The sequence below is a fragment of the Mycobacteroides sp. CBMA 271 genome (assembly GCF_009729205.1).
GTDB lineage: Bacteria > Actinomycetota > Actinomycetes > Mycobacteriales > Mycobacteriaceae > Mycobacterium.
The window spans coordinates 77,635-98,654 of the sequence record NZ_VTHB01000006.1; the positions used below are offsets into that span (position 1 = coordinate 77,635).

Genomic DNA, 21,020 nt, shown 5'->3' on the forward strand with positions numbered 1-21,020 from the left:
ACTGAAATCGCCGGTTTGGCGACGAGAGTTCATCACTCTGGTCACAATCCGGCCACTTCCGGGGATGTCGGGCCGGTTTCTCAGGTCCGCTCACTAACTTCGGGTCCGCAACCAGGAACACGCGGAAGGACAAGAACGTGACGACCATCCGATATTCGGTCAGATTCGCGGCGGCCACTGCCTCTGTCGCGGCACTGCTCGCGGGGACAACGGCCGTTGCACTCGCCGACCCAGTACCCGCGCCGCCCGCACCGGTGGCCAGCCCGAATGCCGCCGTCTCGGCGCCCGTAGCCCCGGCGGCCACCCCGAATGCCGCGGCAACACCGGCCGTAGCCCCCACCGCCGCATCGACGAACCCGCTACAGCCTTCGGCGCCGCTAGCCGGGGTCGCACCCGCCACCGATGGCACCCTGGCGGAATTCTTCGCCTCTAAGAACGTCAAGGTCGAGCCGCTGACCAAGGCCAGCCACGGCGCACCCCGCATCAGCATCCCGGTCCCGAACAACTGGGCGAACGTGCCGGATCCCAACGTTCCCAACGCGTACCAAGTGATCGTTAGCAAGGCCAACGGCACCGGGATATACCAGTCCAACGCCCAGGTCCTGATGAGCAAGCTTGTCGGCGAATTCGATACCAACGAGGCCGTCTCCCACGGCCCCGTCGAGGTCAAGGCATTGCAGGGCTGGCAGCCGACCGACGCCTCCCTGGTCACCTACCAGGGCTTCCCGTCCGCGATCGTCGAGGGCACCTTCCGCCAGGACGGTGAGACCCTCAACACCTCGCGACGCGCTGCGATCATCACGCAGGGTAAGGACCGGTACCTGGTTCAGCTGGCTGTCACCACCACCGTCGGCAATGCGATTGCCGAAGCGCCCGCCACCGACCTGATCGTCAACGGGCTGCGCTTCGGAGATGCCGCACCGGTCACTGCACCGGTCGCAGACCCGAATGCCCTCGCCGATCCGGACGCAGCGGCCGCGGTCGCACCCGGGGTACCGGCGCCCGCAGACCCCAACGCCCCGCCCTCCCCGGCACCGGGCATTCCCGGTCTACCACCCCTGCCCACCCTGCCGCCGCTGATCCCGCCTGCCCCGCCCGCGGCATAGCCCCTCCAAATCCGATCGGACGCCCCCTTAAACTGAATGGGTGTTGATCGCCGCCATCGTGACCGTCGCTCTCGCCGGACTGCTGACTGTCCTGGCGGCGGCGGCATTCCTGAAGGCTCCGCACGGCAGCCCGCAGCGGATGCTGGCTCCGGCCCAGGCCACGGCTGCGATCATCCTCGCCGTCGGTGCGTTTGCAGCGCTATTCGGCTCCACCACAGTCGGTTTGGTCGGGCTAGCGGTGTGCGGCGCTGTCGCCGTCCTGACGGTGGGTGCGGCGGCCTGGCAGGTCGCGCGGTACACCACCGCCGCGCAACAGATGACGTCCTCGGGCGGCTGCGGCAGCTCCTGTGGCGGATGTCCGAGCGCGGGCCAGCGCGACTCCTCCCCGGGTGACGTTCTTCGCGCAAGCGGCTCATCCGTGTGCGCGCGACCCTGACGTGTCCACTCGTTAGACACTGCGCCGTTTACCTCATCGGATTGTGACGGGTATTCGCCCACGTCGACCCTTTTTTGTTGTTATGTTCCGGGCATTCGCCGCCCTTGCACACGAGCGTGGCCAGAAGGGAAGTCGTGAAAGACACCAAACAGATGGTGAAGTTCATCCTCGTTGGCGTCCTCACCGTCGCGTCCGGCATCGCCGCGTACATCTATCGTGACAACCAATTGATCGTCGATCTACTCACCATCCCGCTCTTCACCGGCATCATCGGTTACATCACCAACTGGACCGGTGTGCTGATGTTGTTCGCGCCCTTGGGTTTCCATGGTTGGCGGATCCCCGGGCTACGCACGCTGTACGCGTTCCTACCCAGGCGCGTGCAGGTGATTCCCGCCATCACCTCCGATGGACGTTTCGGATGGCAGGGCATCGTGCCGTCACGCGCCGAGAAGATGGCCAGCATCGCCGTCGACAAAAGCCTCGCCAAGCTCGGCGGCATCTCCGATTTCTACGAGCAACTCGAACCGGATCTCATCGCCAATCACCTTGCGCTGATTGCCAAGACAGAAATTCGGAGCGTCATCACCAAGATTATGGAGCGCGAGAATCCGCAGCTATGGCACAACCTGCCGCCGGCGCTGCGCGAGGTGATGTTCCAGCGCATCGAAAATCAGCTACCGCAGATCGTCAAGAACATGACCGACCAGATCGGCGAGAACATCGAGCAACTCGTCGACGCCAAGCTGATGGTCATCCGGTATCTCACCGCACATCCCAAGCTGCTCAATGACATCTTCCGAAACATGGGCCATAAAGAGCTGCAGTTCATGCAGAACTTCGGCTTCTACTTCGGCTATCCCATGGGCTTCGTGCTCGTCGCCATCCTGCACTCCCTGCCCCACCACTGGTGGACACCATGGATTGTGCTGCCGCTGGGCGGAATCGTCATCGGGTACATCGTGAACTACCTCGGCATCACCATGATCTTCGAACCCGTGCACCCCAACAAATGGGTGCCGTGGCGTCAGGGCCTGTTCATCAAGCGCAAGGCGGAAATCTCGGAGGAGTACGCGCGCACCATCTCCGAGAGTGTCATCACCCTGGAGAACATCGGCGACGAAATGCTCAACGGGCCTCGTTCGGACCGCACCCGGCAGATGCTGGCCGACGGAATACGGCCGGCACTCGAGCAGGCGCTCGGGCCCGCCCGCCGCGCCATTCGGGTAGCCGTCGGCCGACGCCAGTACGACCAGATCACCGAGTCCGTCACCATGGAAGCAACCGGCTTCGCACCCCTTGCCTTTTCCGACCCCGTATTCAACAAGCAACGTCAGGGCAAGATCGGCGCCTTCGTTTCCACCCAGATGCACAAGCTGTCACTTGACGATTTCAACGAGCTGCTGCGCTCCGCGGTCAAACAGGATGAGTGGTTGCTGTTCGTACACGGGGCCGTCCTTGGAGCCGTTGGCGGCCTGGCTCACCTGCTCATTTTTCCGCCCGCGGGATGACACATGCCCGGAACCGACCTGACAAGATGATGCCCGATGACCAATAACACGCCCGTTCCCGCGCACAACAATCGTGAGCTGCGGCCCGATCGCGTCGTCCAGGGCGTGGCCATGTTGGCCGCGAAGACCTGGTGGCGCGGGGTGAAGTGGTCGGCCGATATCGCCACCACCACCGGCACCAAGATCATCGACGATGTGCGGGCCGGTCGGTCGGCGACCGACATCGCCCTGGCTGCCACCGAACACGTGTTGGGAGCCGTCCGCGATGCGCTAGAGCTGCCGGGCGATTCCACCGGGCTGACGATCGCCAGACCGCAACACCCCGCCCCATCGCGAGTGACTATCGACATCACCGAATCGGGCTCCGCCGACGTTGACGAATTGCGCCGGCGGGGAGCCGAATTGCTGCGGCGTTCGGCAGATGTCGCCGACGTCGAGGACACCCATCCCGCCTACGCGCGGATCATCAATCAGCTGGCCCCCGATGAGGCGCGCATCCTGCGATTCCTTGCCGCTCACGGCGCGCAGCCGGTCCTGGACGTGCGCACCAGCCGGCCGTTCGATGTCGGTTCGGAGATGATTGCCGAAGGCCTGTCGATGGTCGCCGAGCGCTCGGGCTGCCGCTACGTCGACCGCAACAACGCCTACACGAACAACCTGGTGCGCTTGGGCTTGGTCCGTTCATCCCCGGAATCCGTTGCAGCCGAACGCTATCAAGTGCTGGAGGTGCAGCCCGACGTGGTCGCAGCGTGCCGCCGCGCGGGTCGGGCGAACAAGACCGTCCGCCGCAGCGTCCACCTGACACCGTTCGGTGAGGACTTCTGCCGGGCCGTAATCCCGGTCGATCCGTCGGTCGGTGACGACCTGTAGCTCAGCGCGCGCCGTGGCGCTCACGCTCGATGGGTGCGACGAAACGTCAGTTGCGGCTGACGTCGATGGGGTGCGTCGCCAACAGCGACAACGGCAGCGGCTGACGCCGCAGCACGGCGGCCCACAGGTCGTGACGCGCATCGTCGAGCACGTCCGATGGCAGCGCCGACAACACAATCCAGTCGTCGCGCTCGACTTCACCCTCCAGCTGACCGATCGTCCACCCCGAGTAGCCGGCGAAAACCCTGATGCCTTCCACCAGCGGCGCGATGTCCTCGGGCTCGGCATCCAGATCGACCATTGCCATTCGGCCCGCCACGTGACGCAGACCCTTCACCCCGTCGCTACGCGCTCCGGCCCGCAGCGTCGCCAGACACAGCGCCGCATCTCGTTTGACCGGTCCACCGATGAACATGGTCTTGGGCTTGTTGGCAAGCTTGGCCCACTGCGGCAGCACGTTGTACACCGCAGTCTCGCTGGGCCGGTTGAGGACAACCCCCAAGGTGCCGCCGTCGTTGTGTTCGACGATGAAGATCACGCTGCGCCGAAAGGTCGGCTCGAAAAGATTGGTGTTGGCGACCAGCAAGGTTCCCGCCCGCAGGCGGTGCGCGGGCGGCGCCATATAGCCCTCGCTATATGCCTCGCCCTCATCGGGCTCGTCCCCATGCGCCATCTCAACATCATGACACCGTTTGCCGTTTCATGACTTGTGCTCGGCCAACCGCTACACATTTGTAGTGTGGGTGTTAAACAATCTTCGCCCATTCGCGAAGCCCATTGCCGACACCACGAAAGCGACTCACTCACATGACTGCGCGCCACTCGCCGCTGAGCCTGTGGCGCGCGATCCGCAATCTCCCCGACTTTGGGCGGCTCGTGTGGGTGCGAATACTCACCCAGTTCAGCGACGGCCTCTTCCAGGCTGGGCTGGCCGGCGCACTGTTGTTCAATCCGCAACGTGAGGTCGAGCCCTGGGCCATCGCCGGAGCGTTCGCGGTGCTGCTGCTGCCGTACTCGGCGATCGGTCCGTTCGCCGGCGCGCTGCTGGACCGCTGGGACCGGCGCACGGTCCTGATCGGCGCCAACCTGATCCGGGTGCTGCTGGTGACAATGGTGGGTCTCGAGCTTGCGTTCGGCGCCGCCGAGGTGGTGCTACTTCTTGGGGCGCTGGTCGTCAACGGCGTCACTCGCTTCGTGACATCGGGTTTGTCGGCTGCGCTGCCACACGTGGTACCGCGCGAGCAGGTGGCGACCATGAACTCGGTGGCCACCGCCGTGGGTGGCGCCGCAACCTTCGCGGGCCTCAACTTCATGCTGATGCTGCGGGCCGTCTTCGGTGCGGGGGACTTGGGTTCTGCCACAGTCATTTTCCTGGTCATCGTGCCGGCCCTCGCCGCCGCACGGGTGGCCGCCGGCTTCCACGGCGACAGGCTAGGACCCGATGACACCGCACGAGCCGTGCACGGCTCCGCCTTCTACGCCATCGCCACCGGCTGGATACACGGGGCGCGGACCATCATCACCACACCGTCGGTGTTCGATGCGCTCATCGGGTTGGCCGCCCACCGCATGGTGTTCGGCGTCAATACCTTGCTAATGCTTGTGCTGGTGCGCAACACCGCGTCGGTCGTCGCCGGGATCGGCGCTGCGTTCTTGTTCATGGTGTGTACGACCGTCGGCTCGTTCCTGGGCACGGTCTTCACGCCGGCGCTGCTGCGCCGGTTCGGCCGTGGTCGCACCCTGGGGATGGCACTCGGTGGTGCTGTCGTCCTGCAGCTGTCGGCCTCGGGTTTGTACATGCCGGTGCTGCTGGGCGCCGCGTTCGGTCTCGGGATGGCCGGGCAGGTGATCAAGCTGTGCGCCGATATCGGCATGCAGACCAATATCGACGACGCCCTGCGCGGACACGTTTTCGCGGTACAGGACTCACTGTTCTGGGTGATGTTCATCGGAGGGATGAGCGTGGGTGCCGCCTTCATCACGCATGCGCACTGGCTGGCCCTCTCCGGTGCGGTGATCTACTTGATCGGTTTGATTGTGCACATGACCCGGACCCTGTGGCCCAGCCCGGCCCAGCCCGACCCGGAAGGACCTGCCCGTGACCTCGACCGCTGACGCTGTCATCGACGACCTACACGACGAAAGTGAAGGACTCGACGCCCTCGTGGCTTCGCTCGCCGAACAGGGCTGGGCCCAGGCCACGCCCGCGCCGGGCTGGACCATCGCCCACCAAATTGCGCACCTGCATTGGACGGACGCCCAGTCGCTGCTGGCGGTCACCGATCCGGAGGGCTTCGCCAACGAACTACCCAAGGCGCTGGCCGACCCGCTCGGGTTCGTGGACAAGGCCGCCGAGGAGGTCGCGCAGACTCCCCCCGCCGAACTGCTCCTCCGCTGGCGCGATACCCGCAACCAATTGCACGCAGCGCTGCGCGACGTTCCTGACGGCGTGAAGATCCCCTGGTACGGGCCGCCGATGAGCGCAGCCTCCATGGGTACCGCCCGCTTGATGGAGACATGGGCCCATGCCCTGGACGTCGCCGACGCGCTCGGCGCAACCCCCGCTCCGACTGCCCGGCTGAAATCGATTGCGCACCTGGGTGTTCGAACCCGCGACTATGCCTTCTCGGTACACGGGCAGCCCGCCCCCGCCGATCCGTTCCGGGTGGAGCTGACGGGGCCAGACGGCCAGACGTGGGCGTGGGGTCCCCAGGACGCCGCGCAGCGGGTCACGGGCTCGGCGCTCGACTTCTGCTACCTGGTGACGCAGCGGCGACCGCGCGGTGAGCTGGATCTGCAGGTCACCGGAGCCGACGCGGAGAAGTGGCTGTCCCTTGCGCAGGCCTTCGCCGGCCCGCCGGGATCGGGTCGCGGATAAATCCTTCGCGTCACGACGTCGCGCCTCGGCATACTGACGTCATGCCACCGACAACTCCCGTCTGCACGCGTGCCCTGGATCCGTCGGAGAAGCTCTTTGCCGACGTCCGCAACACCGTCGCCTACTCGGTGCTCGGTACCGGTTCCATCGACATTGATGTGCTGACAACGGCTTTCACCGCCCTGCGGCGGAGCTATCCGGTGCTGTCGGCGCAGATTCGCGAGGTCGGCGACAGCGACTATGACCTGGTCCTCACCCCCGCCGCGCACGCGCGCATCCGCATCGCGACGGGTCCCGTCGACGCGCTACCCGAGGGAGAAGCCGCCGTGGTCGCCGAGGACGAGGTGTGCGCCGTGGAAGTCGCGCAGGACGGCAACGACTTTCGTCTGACGCTACTGACCCATCACAGCGTCGCCGACGCGATGGCCTCGCTGCGCTACCTGCAGGTGCTGTGCGAGCTGTACACCCGCGTGCTGGAGTCCGGCGGTGCCGGGGAGCTCACGGTGCACCCGCAGCCACGCTCAGTCGAACAGCTCCTTGCCGCGAACGGCATCGAAAAGCAGCCGCTGCCAGCCGAGTACGGGCTGCCCGACCCGGAGTCGCTGCCCGCTCCCCCGCCGCGCGATCCGACCCCGCAGCATGTGCGGCGCGGACGCGTGCGCCTGAGTCCCGAACGCACGGCTGCCCTCTTCGCCCTCGGGCGCGAGCACGGGCTGACCGTCCACGGCATCGTGGCGTCGGCAGTACTGCTGGCCGCTGCGGACCTGACGGGAGTCACCGGACCGACCACCTTCACCTTCATGTCCGCGGTCGACCTGCGGGCCCGGCTGGATCCCGTCGTCCCCGCGGAGGGCGGCACCAACGTCCTGGGTGCCGATAACGCGGTGGTGACGGTGGATCCGGGTGGCGATGTTTTCACGATGGGACGCGCCGTGCTCGATTCGATTGCCGCCAACCTTGCCAATCAGACGATCCACCAAGGCTTTCTGCATCAGTGGGACATGCGGGAGCAGATGTTCGAGCTGCTCGCGCGCGGGTACCCCGTGATCGGCGAGAACGCGGTCATGGTGACCAACTGGGGTGCGGTGCCGCCGTTGCGGCTTCCCGCGGACGTGCGGGCGCACGACTTCCGCGGATCCTTCGGCGCCGCGATGGAGGACGACCGCTTCGCGGCCAAGATCAACGTGGGGGTGATGAGCATGATCGTCACCACCTTCGACGACCGTCTCGCCCTGGAATATCAGACCTGGAGCCGCGGCGGCCCCGATCGCACGGTGGCACAGACCGCCGCGCTGGAGCGCGCCTTCGACAGGCTGCTCGGCTAGGTGTTACTCCGTCGGCTGTGCCCCTCGGAGGCGATGTTCGCGGGTAATCGCAGCACCGTCGCCTACTCGGCGTTCGGCACCGGCGAACTCGATATCGAGTCCCTGACAACCGCTTTCCTCGCGCTGCTGGCACGCTACCCGGTGCTGGCCGCGCAGATCATTCCCAACGACAACGGCTTCGCGCTACTGCACACTCCGCATCCGCCCGCGCTGCGGGTGGGGACATGCCTCGCTCTACCCGAGGCGGGCTTCGCCGTCGTTGACGAGGTCTGCGCCGTCGACATAGCCCAGCAGCGCAACGATTTTCGGCTGACCCTGCTGACTCATCACAGCGTCGCCGACGCCGCCGCTTCGCTGCGGTATCTGGAGGAGTTGTGCGCGTTGTACACCCGCGTGGTGCAGACGGGGTCACCTGGGACGATCGTCGCCCATCCGCTGGCCGTCTCGCTGGAGCAGTTCCTCACCGATCGCGGGTTCGTCATTCCGCGGTCCGACGACACGGAGCCGCCCGGGCCCGCAGCAGATACGTCAGCGGCCGTCGTGGTCCGGCATGGACGTACTCGACTCGACCGCGAGGAGACCGCGCGACTATTCGACTTCGCTCGCGCCGCCGGACTCACCGTGCACGGAATCGTCTGCGCCGCGATCCTGCTTGCCGCTCACGACCTTTCGCGGTCGGATGGCCCGGTCTCGTTCAGCGCGGTGTCGTCCGTCGACCTGCGTACCCGCGCCGGACAGCCCCTAGCGGTCGCGGCCGGCACCGTCATCCAGGGCTCCGATACCGCGACCATCGCGGTCCGGTCCGGCGATGACCCCGTGCGGATCGGGCGTGCGGTGCTGGACTCGCTCGCCGACGGCCTGTCGCGACGGACGGTGCACCATGCCTTTCTGCGCCCGCGGGACATCTGGCGTAAGCCCGCCGCGAATCAAATGCTTGTCACCAATTGGGGCCGCATTCCGGCACTGCGTCTGCCGGAGGGCGTGCGGCTTCACGACTTTCGTGCCTCCGCAAGCGGGGTGCGCTCGGGGCGGGCCACTGCGGCCCCGCCCAGCTTCTTCGTCACCACCTGCGACGGACGGCTCAGCCTCGACCATCCGGTGTGGGCGGCCGACGGGTCCGATCCCACCGTCGCGTGGACTCGAGCGCTACGACGGGCCTTCGATCGGATCTGCGGCTGACGGGCGCGGCGGCGCCAGGGCCCGGGCCGCGTCGGCGGTCCCGTCACCGTCCGCGTCGGTGAGTTCGACATCCCAACGACCATCGCCCGTCGTATCCGCGTAGACCGAGGTACCGGAATCCGTTGCACGAAAAGCTCTTTCAGCGTCGCCATCGCCGTCCACGTCTACTAGCTGCTCGGGCGTGCCGTCGCCGTCGAGATCGGCTGCGCCACCGGCGTGTTCGGTTCCATCAAGGCCGAACCAACTGATCGATCCGCTTCGTTCCACGTGAAACGTCCACGTGCCTAAACCCTCGTCCGTGAAGAAAGTCTCGGGGACACCGTCGTTGTCCACATCGAGGACGCTGTGGTCGGCCGACCCGTCTGCGTCGCTGTCCCACATCATGTCGTCGAACAACCCGTCGCCGTCGAAGTCCAGACGCACCGCATCCAGTACGCCGTCACCGTCCAGGTCCGCATTGAGTGGGGCATCCCACGCGGTGACGACGCCGTCACCCGCACCGAAGCAGTAGTCCATACCCATTACGAGCCCCGGACGAGCCCGCGCGTTCCTGCGTCTTCTGGCTTGTGGATAACCCCCGGAACAGAATGTGCGTTGCCGCATGTCCTCAGAACCCGCCCGTCTGCCATTGCGCGACGACCAGCGCGGTATTCGCCGTGAACAGGATCCCGATGAGCACCCACTGTCGGGCGGCGGACCGCCCGCACAGCATCCACACCACAAGCAGCACGGCGGCTACTGCCAACACCATTCCCGCCGCCTTCATGGCCGCATACGCCGAGCCCAGACACATCGCCACCACGAAGAAGCTGTAGAGCAGCGTCCCGTTGAACAACGCATAGCGCAGCACGTCTTCGAGTAGCCCCGGCAGCCATCGGTCCTTCGGCTTGTCGGTGTCGTCGCGATTCGTCTCCATAAACAGGTAGGAGGCGTACCGCACTGATTTGGTTCCATCCGTAATCTCTGACCCCGTGGACGCCCCGACTCTCACGCTGCTTCTCGCCGCCGCCTCGGCTGCCGGCTGGGTCGACGCGGTGGTCGGTGGCGGCGGACTCATCCTCATCCCGGTGCTGATGCTCGTCTTTCCCGGCATGGCACCCGCAACCGCGCTGGGTACCAACAAGCTCGCCGCGCTGTCGGGAACCGCGTCGGCCGCGATCCGGCTCTTCCCGCGGACACCACTGAGCTGGCGTGCACTGCTCGGGGCCTTCCTCGTCGCGGCGGCGTTCGCGAGCGCCGGTGCCTACACCGCTTCGCGGCTGCCGGTCTCCGTCTTCAAACCCGTGGTACTCGTCCTGCTGCTGGCGGTGGGCATTTTCGTCGCGACGCGGCCCCAGTTCGGAACCGCCACCGCGGACACCGCCCGGACCAAGGCGGCGACCCTGACCGCGCTGGGAGTAGCCGCCGTCCTCATCGCGTTTTACGACGGCATCATGGGCCCGGGCACCGGGACGTTCATGATCATCACGCTGACCGCCGTTGCCTCCATGACGTTCCTGGAAAGCTCGGCCACCGCCAAGGTCCTCAACTCCGGCACCAACGTCGGGGCGCTCATCGTCTTCGCTTCACAGGGACATGTGTTGTGGCTGCTCGGTCTGGCGCTGGGCGTCGCGAACATCGTCGGTGCCCAGCTTGGCGCACACATGGCGCTCGGGCGGGGCGCCGGGTTTGTTCGGGTGGTGCTGTTGGTGGTCGTGGTGGTGATGGTCGGCAAGCTGGGCTACGACATGCTCGGCTGACTGCGTTTTGTGGTTTTGTGTGCAAAACGCAGCGTCAATACACCGAAATCGCTAGGCGCCGGGGCGCTGAGCCCACCACTCGCGCAGCGCCTCAATCGCCTCGTCGTGTTCGAGCGGGCCACGCTCCAACCGGAGCTCCTTCAAGAACCGCCACGCCTCCCCGACAATCGGTCCGGCCGGCACTCCGAGCAGTTCCATGATCGCGTTGCCGTCCAGATCGGGCCGTACCCGGGCCAGATCTTCCTTGGCCGCCAGCTCGCCGATGCGCTCTTCGAGCCCGTCGTAGTTGGCCTGCAGCCGAGCCGCGCGCCGCTTGTTACGGGTCGTGCAGTCCGCGCGCACCAACTTGTTCAGACGCGGCAATAACGGCCCGGCATCGGTGACGTACCGCCGCACCGCCGAATCGGTCCACGCTCCGTCCCCGTATCCGTGGAATCGCAGATGCAAATACACCAACTGCGAGACGTCCTCGACCATCTGCTTGGAGTACTTGAGCGCCCGCATCCGCTTGCGCACCATCTTGGCGCCGACGACCTCGTGGTGGTGGAAACTCACACCGCCGGCGGGCTCGTGCCGACGCGTCGCGGGCTTTCCGATGTCGTGCAGCAGCGCCGCCCAGCGCAGCACCAGATCGGGGCCATCGTCTTCAAGATCTATCGCCTGCTCCAGCACCGTGAGCGAGTGCCGGTACACGTCCTTGTGCTGGTGATGCTCATCGATCGTCAACTGCATCTCGCCGACCTCGGGCAGCACCACCGCGCCCAGACCGCTGTCCACCAAGAGATCGATGCCGGTCACCGGATGCGCGCCCAGGATCAACTTATCCAGCTCGGCCTGTACCCGTTCGGCGGTGATGCGGCCCAGCTGCTCGGCCATATCCGTCAGTGCCGTGCGTACCCGCGGCGCCACCGCGAACCCGAGTTGGGAGACGAAGCGGGCCGCCCGCAGCATGCGCAGCGGGTCGTCGCCGAAGGAGATCTCGGGAGCCGACGGGGTGTCCAGCACGGCGGCGCGCAGTGCCTCCAAGCCGTTCAGCGGATCGCAGAATTCTCCAGGCCCGTCCGGTCCGATCTTGACCGCCATCGCGTTGACGGTGAAGTCCCGGCGCACCAGATCGCCCTCGAGGGTGTCACCAAAGACCACATCCGGGTTTCGCGACTGCTGGTCGTAGCTGTCGCTGCGAAACGTGGTGATCTCCACCCGCTGTCCCTTGCGCGCCACCCCGATGGTGCCGAAGGCGATGCCGGTATCCCAGATGGCCTCGGCCCAGCCCGTCACCAGTTCCTGCACCTGCGCTGGGTGCGCGTCGGTGGTGAAATCCAGATCGGTGCCCAACTTGCCCAGCAGCGCGTCGCGGACGGTGCCGCCCACCAAGTAGAGGCTGAAACCCGCCGAATCGAAGAGGGCGCCCAACTCCGACAGCATCTTTTTATGCCGGTTCAGGGTCACCGCGGCGGTGGCCAACAGCTCGGCAGTCGGTATCGATTCGGGCACGTCGGGACAGCCTACCGGCGCGTATCGCGAGGCCTCTCAGTAGCGGGAACTACTATCACATGGGTGTCTGACTCCTCCGGCGGTTCCCGCACGGGTGGATCGTCGGACGAGCCAGCCGATGAGCCGCTCGCGCGAAGAGAATCAAACACCGATGAGCCGCTTGCGCGAAGAGGTTCCGGCTCGGGCCCAGCACCCGGCGGAGGCTCGCGGCGCGGGCGGCGCAACCGCTCGCAGGGCAGAGCCCAGGGACGCAAGCAAGGCGCCGGCACTCCGGCAGCCTCCCCGGCCACCGGCGGTACCCACGGAACTACCCCAGCCATCGGCTCTCCCGGGAAGAGCCGCGGGCGCACCAAGGGCCGACCCTCCGGAAGCGCGTTGCGCACCGTCCGCGAAACTTCGGCCGGTGGCCTGGTCATCGCCGGGATCGATGGCCCCAAGGATGGCCAGGTGGCGGCCCTCATTGGGCGCACCGACCGCCGCGGCAGGATGTTGTGGTCGCTGCCCAAGGGCCACATCGAACAGGGTGAAACCGCCGAGCAGACGGCGATCCGCGAGGTGGCCGAGGAGACCGGAATCCGCGGCAGCGTGCTGGCCGCACTCGGCAGCATCGACTACTGGTTCGTCACCGAAGGCCGGCGCGTACACAAGACCGTTCACCACTATCTGATGCGCTCGCTGGGCGGCGAGCTGTCCGACGAGGACGTCGAAGTCACCGAGGTCGCCTGGGTTCCGCTCGAGGAGCTGCCCAGCCGCCTGGCGTACGCCGACGAACGCAAGCTGGCCAAGCTCGCCGGTGATCTCATCGACAAACTGCAATCCGGCGGACCTGAATCGTTGCCGCCGCTTCCCCCATCGGCGCCGAGGCGACGGCCTCAAACGCACTCCAGCACGCACAGGACACCGGGTCGGCGTACCGGCCGCGGACCACAACAATGAGTCGAGCCACGCAACGCAACGCAACGCGTGCGGCGGTCGTGCTCGCCGTCCTCGCGCTGATCCTGCTCGGCGCACCGTGGTCGGTGCCGCGCGCTCAGGCCTACCGCGACGGCCAGTTCCTCAAGGTCCTCATCGACGAGGTGAGCCCGCAGAGCGTCACCACCGCCGATTCGATGGTGACCGTGAAGGGCACCGTGGTCAACGTCGGCGATCGGCCCGTCACCGATGTGGTGGTCCGGCTGGAACGCGCCGACGCCGTGACAACCAGTGCAGATCTGCGCGCGAATCTGCACGGCCGCTACGACCAGTTCCAGCCCATCGGCGAATTCATCACCGTCGCAGAGACTCTCGAACAGGGGCAGCAGCGTCCCTTCACCCTTTCCTTTCCGCTGCACGGCGGTACCGCGCCCACCTTGAATATCGACAAACCCGGGGTGTATCCAGCCCTCGTGAATGTCAACGGCACCCCTGACCACGGCGGGGCTGCACGGCTCGACGACGCCCGCTTCCTACTGCCGGTGCTCGGTGTTCCACCATCGGTCGGCGGTGCCGCCGGACCCGAGGTCGCCCCCGACACCTCCCGCCCTCTAGGTCTCACGTTGTTGTGGCCGCTGGCCGACCGTCCCCGGCTCGTGCCCGGCCAGCCCGGCGGCCCCACACCGGTGCGGCTGCTCGACGATCAACTTGAGCAATCGCTTTCTCCCGGTGGCCGGTTGGATGCGCTGCTGGGCGCGCTGGAGTTCGCAACCGACGTGGCCGTCGACCCCACGGGGGATCTGGGCCGCACGGTCTGCCTGGCGATCGATCCCGATCTACTGGTGACCGTCAACGAAATGACGCTCGGCTACCAGGTTCTCGACAACTCGGCCGATCCTGCCGGTCCCACGCGTCCCGGCACCGGACAAGGCCTCGCCGTCGGGTGGTTGGACCGACTGCGCGCGTTGGCCAAACACACCTGTGTCACGCCGCTGCCCTACGCGCAGGCCGGCCTCGATGCGGTCGCACAGATGCACGACGAGGGACTCGCCCACCAAGCCACCACCGGGACTGCGGACGTACTCGACCAGATCCTGGGAATCGCGAGCCTGCGCGGCGCCACGATCCTTGGTGACGACCAACTTTCGAAAACCAGTATCGACCTGCTCACCGCGCAGGGGCCAACCGTCGCGGTGTCGCCCCTGCCCTCAGACCAGGAGGCACCTCCCGACTTCGCCCCGCGCCGGATATCCGACACCGTCGTCGCGGCACCGTTTGACCCGTCGATGGGCGCCGCCCTCAGCGCGACCGGCCGCACGCCGACCACCCCCGAGTACGTGCACCCATCGCTACGCTTTGCACTGCAACATGATTCGCGCGTCGCGCGGATGCAGGATGCCATCGGGGCGATGGCGTGGCAGGCACTGACTCCCCGACAGACCCCACGACAGGCGATTCTGCTGCCGTCGGCCAGCTGGGACCTGTCCGAAGCCGAGGCCCGCGCGATCCTGTCCACCACGTCCACCCTCCTGCACTCCGGACTCGCGATAGCGCGCCCGCTGCCGACGGTCATCGGCGAGGCCCGCGCGGGCGCCCAGCCCAATCCGATCGACACGACGTTCGGGGTGGATTCACCCGGCACTGTGGACGATTGGGTATCGCAGGAGCTGGGCGACGAGGTGCGCCGGCTCTGGGGACTCACCGCCGCGCTGAGCGTGGACGCGCGCACGGGGCTCACCGGAACCCAGTACACCGATCCGCTGCGCCAGGACGCCTTGCGTGCCGTCAGCCAGAGCGTGCCCCCAGATGCGCGTGACGACACCGCCCGGGAACGCCTCGTCGCCATCCGCCGCACAGTCGGAGATCTGTTCAATGCCGTCACCGTTGTCAACCCGGGTGGCTCCTACACCCTGGCCACCGAGCACAGCCCGCTACCGTTGGTCCTGCGTAACGAACTCCCGGTGCCGATCAGAGTTGCCCTACGCGTCGACACACCCGCCGGCATGAGCGCCACAGATGTTGGTGTGCAAGAGGTTCCGCCGGGTTATCTGCCGGTGAAGGTGCCGGTGGAGGTCAACGTGTCCCAGCGCATGGCCGTCGACGTAACGCTGCATACCCCCGACGGCCTGCCACTGGGCGACCCGGTGCGCCTCTCGGTGCACTCCAATGCCTACGGCAAGCTGCTGTTCTTCATCACCATCAGCGCCGCCACCGTGCTTTTCGCATTGACGGGCCGTCGTCTGTGGCATCGGTTCCGCGGCCAGCCCGACCGCGCAGACCTCGACCGGGCTGACGAAGCCCAGTGGCAGCCATGAGAGAGCCGCTCGACCCCCTTCCCGATCCGGAATTCGACGACACCATCGAGGAACTGTCCGACGCGGCCGTCGTCGCGCATTCCGGATCGATGGCAGTGGCCACACTGGTCAGCCGGGTCACCGGCTTCATCAAGCTGCTGCTCATCACTGCCGCACTCGGTGCGGCATCGGCCAGCGCGTTCTCGACCGCCAATCAGCTACCCAATATCATTGCCGCGCTTGTACTTGAGGCCACCTTCACCGCAATCTTCATCCCGGTTCTCACCCGCGCCGAGCGCGAGGATCCCGATGGCGGCCAGGCCTTTGTCCGCAAGCTGCTCACCATTGCCACAACGCTGTTGCTCGCGACGACGGTGCTGGCGGTACTGGCCGCGCCGTTGCTTACCTCACTCATGCTTGGCGGCGATCCGAAGGTCAGCACGCCACTGACCACCGCGTTGGCGTACCTGCTGCTACCACAGATCTTCTTCTATGGACTGTCCTCGGTGTTCATGGCGATCCTCAACACCCGCAACGTCTTCGGGCCGCCCGCGTGGGCGCCGGTGTGGAACAACGTCGTCGCGATAGTCACCCTCGTTCTGTACTGGCTGATGCCCGGTGAGCTCACCCTCAATCCGATGCGGATGAGCGATCCGAAGCTGCTCGTACTCGGTATCGGAACAACGCTCGGTGTGGTGACCCAGGTCATCGTGCTGGTACCCGCGCTACGGCGGCAGGGCATCCCGCTGCGTCCGCTGTGGGGAATCGACGACCGTCTCAAGCAGTTCGCAGGGATGGCCGCGGCCATGGTGGCCTACGTGGCGATAAGCGATCTCGGTTTCGTCATCACCAACCGGATCGCCGCCGGCGCAGCCGATTCCGGGCCCATCATCTATAACCAGACCTGGATGATCCTGCAGCTTCCCTACGGCGTGGTCGGCATAACCATTCTCACCGCGATCATGCCGAGGTTGAGTCGCAACGCCGCCGCCGAGGACACCGGGGCCGTGCTGGCAGACATGTCTCTGGCCACCCGGCTGACGATGATCGTGCTGATTCCGGTGGTGGCGGTGATGACCGTCGGCGGACCAGCCATGGGGCCCGCGCTGTTCGCCTACGGAAACTTCAGTCTCGCGTCGGCCCATTACTTGGGGCTGTCCATTGCCCTTTCGGCATTCACGCTCATCCCGTACGCCCTCGTGCTGCTCCAGCTTCGGGTGTTCTACGCCCGGCACGAAGCGTGGACACCGACGCTGGTCATCATCGCGATCACCACGGTGAAGATCGTTGGCTCGGTGATCGCCCCGCATCTCACCGACGATCCGCGCCTCGTCGCCGGCTATCTCGGCGCCGCGAACGGTATCGGCTGGGTCGTGGGTGCCCTCTGCGGGTACCTGCTGTTGCGGCGAAGCATTGGCCGCGCTGCCGGACCCCTGATCGCGCCGGCTGTGGTCCGGACCGTGCTGGTGACCCTCGCCGCCTCGGCGACCGCGGCGGCCGTCGGTCTGGGCATCGACCGCGGCTTTGGACTGGATCTGCTCACCCTTCGCGGCGGCGGACTGGGGTCCATCCTGCGGCTGGCCATCATCGGCATCGTCATGCTCTGCGTGACGTGTGCACTGATGGTGGCGGTCAAGCTGCCGGAGGCGCTCAGCGTGGTCGCGATCTTGCAGCGTCGCCTCGGCGGTCGGTCGGGAGCGAGCTTCCAAGATCACGCTTCGGTCATGGGCAACTCCCCCGGGCCGTCCCTGCCGTACCCTGATTCGGGTGATCGAGTCGGCGGCAGCGCCGACGGCCGGATGACAACCGCAAACAAGCCACCGCACGGGGGCGACGGTGACACCAGAAAGGACAGCGCCGTGACCGACACTCCCGGGTCATCGACTCGCGCTGCTTCTGCTGCGCCTCATTCCGCTGGGTCCCCTTCCGGGGACACGGGCCCCACACCTGCGATGCCGGGTGCCCGCATCGCGGATGGGCGCTACCGCCTGCTGACATCTCACGGCGGCCCGGACGGGCTGCAGTTCTGGCAGGCCACCGACACCGAGCTGAATCGACCGGTGGCCCTGACCATCATCGATGGTGCCGCGTTCACCCCCGATCAGGTGCAGGACATCCTGTCGAACACCCTGCGGCTCAGTAAGATCGAATCGGCTGGCCTGGCCCGGGTGCTCGACGCCGTGCGTGAAGGATCCGGCGGCATCGTCGTGGCGCAGTGGGTCCGCGGCGGTTCGCTGCGCGAGGTCGCGGACACCGAGCCCTCTGCCGTCGGTGCCAGCCGCGCGGTGCGGTCCCTTGCCGACGCGGCCGACGCGGCCTTCGACGCCGGGTCGGCACTGAGCATCGACCATCCCGACCGCGTACGCATCAGCATCGACGGCGACGCCGTGTTGGCGTTCCCCGCCACTATGACCTCGGCCAGTGCGGATGAGGACGTCCAGGGCCTGGGCGCCGCGTTGTACGCGCTGACCACCCGCCGCTGGCCGCTGGCCGAGACCGGCCGGCCCAGTGGTCTGCCCACCGCCAGCCGGGCTCCCGACGGCCGCGTCATCGCGGCACAAGTCGTCGTACCCACCATCCCTACCGAGATTTCCGACGTGGCCTCGCGCGCACTAAGCGATGACCCGGGCTCTGCCGCCGATCTGCTCGACGGACTGGAATCTGCCATCGCGAGCGTCGATCACACCACCATGCTCGAACCCGCTGCGACAGCATCCACTCAGGCGCTGAACGTCGGCCGCCCCCGCACATTCGAGGAGTCCGCGGCGGCGGAGAACGACGAGGACCCTGAGGACCTCGACGACGATCCTGAGGAACAGGCCCGGCACCGCAAGGTCTTCCTGATCGGTCTCGGCGTGGTCGGGATTCTGGTTATCGCGCTGTGCATCGCGCTGGGTGTGTGGGTGACCCGGATCTTCGGCGACGTCGGACCCCTGGACAAAATCAACATCGGCATCGGGTTACCCACCCAGTCCTCGGGCAGCTCGTCGGATTCAGGGAACACGGTCAAGGTCGTAAAGGCGACCGTGTTCTCGCCGAAGGAAGCCGCCGACCGTCCCGACGATGCGGGGTTGGCCGTTGACGGAAATCCGTCCACCTCCTGGGGCACCGACGTCTACTTCGACGCCGACCCATTCCCGGCGTTCAAGCCCGGCGTCGGCTTGATCCTGGATCTGCAATCGCCCACGGCTCTGAAGAGCGTCACAATCGAATCCCAAAGCGTCGGAACACAGGTGGAGATCCGTTCGTCGAGTTCCTCGCTGCCGGGCTCGCTGAACGACACCACCGAGATAGCTAGCACCACAACGCTGAAGCCTGGCAAAACCACAATTCCCATCACGGACAGCTCGAAGGTGTCTCATGTGCTGGTATGGATCAGCAAGTTGGGCACCACGAATGGCAAGTTCAGCGCGGAGTTCAACGAGATCACCCTGTCCGCGGCCTCCTAGCAGGACGATCGTCTGACAGTCGAGCGATTACCGAAAGCTTTTCGGTGCCGTCCCGGGCCAATATGGCCTCATATTTTTCGGGGTAGTTGAAACCCGATAGCAACCTTGAATTAAGCCGTTGACTTGCCGCTGATGGCTGTCAGTTACGTAAATCGCCGTTACTGATTGTTGAAATTTGTATAACAGTTTGCTGTGGAGCGATCCCGCGGTCGACGCCACACCGGTTTTTTGATTACTGTGCGCGTGTGGGCATGGTTCAGGGGGTTCTCACCGCTCCTCAACACTCGGACGCCGAGTTGTTGGCTGCCCACGTCGCGGGTGACCCTTCGGCTTTCGAGCAGCTGTTCCGTCGTCACCACCGCCGCCTCTTCCGACTCGCCCGAGCCACCAGCCGCACCCCCGAGGATGCCGCTGACGCGCTCCAGGAGGCGATGCTGTCCGCGCACCGCGGGGCCGCCAACTTCCGCAATGACGCCGCAGTCACCAGCTGGCTGTACCGCATCGTGGTGAACGCCTGTCTGGACCGCCTGCGTCGGACCAAGACCCACGCCCCGATCGAACTCGAGGAAGACGTCTACACCCTCGAGGACCCGTCGACCAACATCGATACCTCGATCGTCATCCAGAAGGCGCTGCTCCGCCTTCCCCCCGAGCAGCGCGCCGCCGTGATTGCGGTCGACATGCAAGGATACTCGGTCGCCGATGCCGCTGAGCTGCTCGGTGTGCCCGAGGGCACGGTGAAAAGTCGCTGTGCGCGCGCCCGTGCACGTCTGGCCGTCGCGCTGCACTACCTCGACAAGGCCGGCTCGGTCGAACCGGAATCCATCGACTTCTAGCCGTGTGCCGCCGTGTCACGATCCGCCTACGAATTGGGCAGCGAACGTGGCGGACGATAGCTGGATATGGGAACAATGAACTCAAATGGTCAGCAACCAGCCGGGCAGTCCCGATGGCGAAGGTAACCTCGACAAGGTGAACGTCGCCGAGGTGCCGTTGTCACTTGAGGTCTTGGCCGACCTGCATGCCGGCGTCTACGACGCCGGTGACGCCGACGTGCTTAGGCAACGCGCGGAGCAAGATCCGGATGCGCGTCAGGCATTGGCCGCGCTCGACCACGTACGCGCCGACCTGGCGGCGTGGATCGACAGCCCGGCACCCGATGTGCCCGAGTCCATGGTGCACGACATCGTTGCCGCATTGCATGCCGAGTCGGCCAAGTCCACCTTGCCTGTGGTAGCTGCGAACTCCGCTCGCCCCGCCGACCCCAGCCTCAACCTCGTCACCGGGCCGGTTCCACTGGATCATCGTCGCCGCCCGGCGGCAAAGCGACGCTGGATCGCCTACTCCGGCGCGGGACTGGCCGCGGCCGCCTGCGCTGCCGTCGCCGTCACTCTGGTCGCCCACAACGGACAACGCGCCTCCGAAACCACGACCGCAGTCGCGGGCCCTTCGCTGTCTCAGCAGATCGCCCCCAAGACGGGCGCACCCGTTGCGCCCGCGTTACCCGCCCAGAGCGCACTGGGTCAGTCCGCTTTCCCCATCCCCGGGAACGAGATTTCCGCCCTCGTCGGCCGCACCCCCACGTTCGGCGAACTCGAGGATCCCGCGCGGCGCGCGTCCTGCCTCGCCGGGCTCGGCTTCCAAGCATCTACTCCGGTACTCGGCGCGCAGACCCTCGACGTCGACGGCCCGGCAGTACTCATGGTGCTCCCCGCCGAACGGCCGGGTGAACTGTTGGCCGTGGCCGTGCGACCGGGATGCAGCCAGGCAGACCCCCAGCGGGTGGCCCAGACCAGAATCGGCGCGACACCCGGCCGTTAGGCCTCG

18 protein-coding genes are annotated in these 21,020 nt (G+C 66.4%); 14 read left to right on the top strand and 4 right to left on the bottom strand.

Annotated features, from left to right (window positions below; genetic code table 11):
- Positions 1-137 precede the first annotated feature (137 nt).
- The 4 genes from FZI91_RS16540 to FZI91_RS16555 all read left to right on the top strand — a co-directional run bounded on the left by FZI91_RS16540 (position 138) and on the right by FZI91_RS16555 (position 3,923).
- A complete protein-coding gene (locus FZI91_RS16540) occupies positions 138-1,106 on the top strand; it encodes an LpqN/LpqT family lipoprotein (protein ID WP_162525948.1) in 969 nt (322 codons plus the stop codon).
- A gap of 40 nt (positions 1,107-1,146) precedes the next feature.
- Positions 1,147-1,542 (top strand): hypothetical protein, encoded by a 396-nt coding sequence (locus FZI91_RS16545; RefSeq protein ID WP_162525949.1) that lies wholly within the window; start codon positions 1,147-1,149, stop codon positions 1,540-1,542.
- Positions 1,543-1,676: 134 nt separating this feature from the next.
- Complete coding sequence (locus tag FZI91_RS16550; RefSeq protein ID WP_162525950.1) at positions 1,677-3,053, top strand: hypothetical protein; 1,377 nt, start codon at positions 1,677-1,679, stop codon at positions 3,051-3,053.
- A gap of 36 nt (positions 3,054-3,089) precedes the next feature.
- Positions 3,090-3,923, top strand: a complete 834-nt coding sequence (locus FZI91_RS16555) for a DUF4393 domain-containing protein (protein WP_155940208.1) — start codon at positions 3,090-3,092, stop codon at positions 3,921-3,923.
- 46 nt (positions 3,924-3,969) lie between these two features.
- Here FZI91_RS16555 and FZI91_RS16560 read toward each other — a convergent pair whose 3' ends face one another.
- Positions 3,970-4,596, bottom strand: coding sequence for a YqgE/AlgH family protein (locus FZI91_RS16560; RefSeq protein WP_155940209.1), 627 nt, complete (start codon positions 4,594-4,596; stop codon positions 3,970-3,972).
- 134 nt (positions 4,597-4,730) lie between these two features.
- Between FZI91_RS16560 and FZI91_RS16565 the strand changes: the two genes are divergently transcribed.
- Genes FZI91_RS16565 through FZI91_RS16580 form a run of 4 tightly spaced genes read left to right on the top strand, consistent with a single transcriptional unit; the run spans position 4,731 to position 9,305 of the window.
- Positions 4,731-6,038, top strand: a complete 1,308-nt coding sequence (locus tag FZI91_RS16565) for an MFS transporter (RefSeq protein ID WP_155940210.1) — start codon at positions 4,731-4,733, stop codon at positions 6,036-6,038.
- Positions 6,022-6,801, top strand: coding sequence for a TIGR03084 family metal-binding protein (locus FZI91_RS16570; RefSeq protein WP_162525951.1), 780 nt, complete (start codon positions 6,022-6,024; stop codon positions 6,799-6,801). The genes FZI91_RS16565 and FZI91_RS16570 overlap by 17 nt, the downstream gene beginning before the upstream one ends.
- A gap of 41 nt (positions 6,802-6,842) precedes the next feature.
- Positions 6,843-8,126, top strand: coding sequence for a phthiocerol/phthiodiolone dimycocerosyl transferase family protein (locus FZI91_RS16575; protein ID WP_155940212.1), 1,284 nt, complete (start codon positions 6,843-6,845; stop codon positions 8,124-8,126).
- Positions 8,127-8,159: 33 nt separating this feature from the next.
- Positions 8,160-9,305: a phthiocerol/phthiodiolone dimycocerosyl transferase family protein gene (locus FZI91_RS16580; protein WP_155940444.1), complete on the top strand. Its 1,146-nt coding sequence runs from the start codon at positions 8,160-8,162 to the stop codon at positions 9,303-9,305.
- On the opposite strand, the gene FZI91_RS16585 is transcribed toward FZI91_RS16580, so the two are convergent.
- Both FZI91_RS16585 and FZI91_RS16590 read right to left on the bottom strand, forming a co-directional pair.
- Entirely contained in the window at positions 9,273-9,821 is a 549-nt protein-coding gene (locus FZI91_RS16585) for a pullulanase (RefSeq protein WP_155940445.1), read from the bottom strand. The two genes, FZI91_RS16580 and FZI91_RS16585, sit on opposite strands and share 33 nt — an antisense overlap.
- A gap of 91 nt (positions 9,822-9,912) precedes the next feature.
- Complete coding sequence (locus FZI91_RS16590) at positions 9,913-10,245, bottom strand: hypothetical protein (protein ID WP_155940213.1); 333 nt, start codon at positions 10,243-10,245, stop codon at positions 9,913-9,915.
- Positions 10,246-10,297: 52 nt separating this feature from the next.
- On the opposite strand from FZI91_RS16590, the gene FZI91_RS16595 reads away from it, so the two are divergent.
- Positions 10,298-11,044 carry a TSUP family transporter gene (locus FZI91_RS16595; RefSeq protein ID WP_155940446.1) on the top strand — a complete coding sequence of 249 codons (747 nt, stop codon included), beginning with the start codon at positions 10,298-10,300 and terminating at the stop codon, positions 11,042-11,044.
- A 51-nt stretch (positions 11,045-11,095) separates the two neighbouring features.
- Here the strand turns inward: FZI91_RS16595 and FZI91_RS16600 are convergent, their stop codons facing one another.
- A complete protein-coding gene (locus FZI91_RS16600; protein WP_162525952.1) occupies positions 11,096-12,538 on the bottom strand; it encodes a CCA tRNA nucleotidyltransferase in 1,443 nt (480 codons plus the stop codon).
- 63 nt (positions 12,539-12,601) lie between these two features.
- On the opposite strand from FZI91_RS16600, the gene FZI91_RS24275 reads away from it, so the two are divergent.
- From FZI91_RS24275 to FZI91_RS16625, 5 genes are all read left to right on the top strand, one after another.
- A complete protein-coding gene (locus tag FZI91_RS24275; RefSeq protein WP_309224104.1) occupies positions 12,602-13,474 on the top strand; it encodes an NUDIX hydrolase in 873 nt (290 codons plus the stop codon).
- The gene (locus FZI91_RS16610; RefSeq protein WP_155940214.1) at positions 13,471-15,765 is read left to right on the top strand and encodes a DUF6049 family protein; all 2,295 of its coding nucleotides are present in this window, start codon (positions 13,471-13,473) and stop codon (positions 15,763-15,765) included. The genes FZI91_RS24275 and FZI91_RS16610 overlap by 4 nt, the downstream gene beginning before the upstream one ends.
- Positions 15,762-19,193 (top strand): murein biosynthesis integral membrane protein MurJ, encoded by a 3,432-nt coding sequence (locus FZI91_RS16615; protein WP_155940449.1) that lies wholly within the window; start codon positions 15,762-15,764, stop codon positions 19,191-19,193. Before FZI91_RS16610 ends, FZI91_RS16615 begins: the two co-directional genes overlap by 4 nt.
- Positions 19,194-19,444: 251 nt before the next feature.
- Positions 19,445-20,029 (top strand): RNA polymerase sigma factor SigM, encoded by a 585-nt coding sequence (gene sigM / locus FZI91_RS16620; RefSeq protein ID WP_155940450.1) that lies wholly within the window; start codon positions 19,445-19,447, stop codon positions 20,027-20,029.
- Between the two features lie 85 nt (positions 20,030-20,114).
- Complete coding sequence (locus FZI91_RS16625; RefSeq protein WP_155940215.1) at positions 20,115-21,014, top strand: hypothetical protein; 900 nt, start codon at positions 20,115-20,117, stop codon at positions 21,012-21,014.
- Positions 21,015-21,020 lie beyond the last annotated feature (6 nt).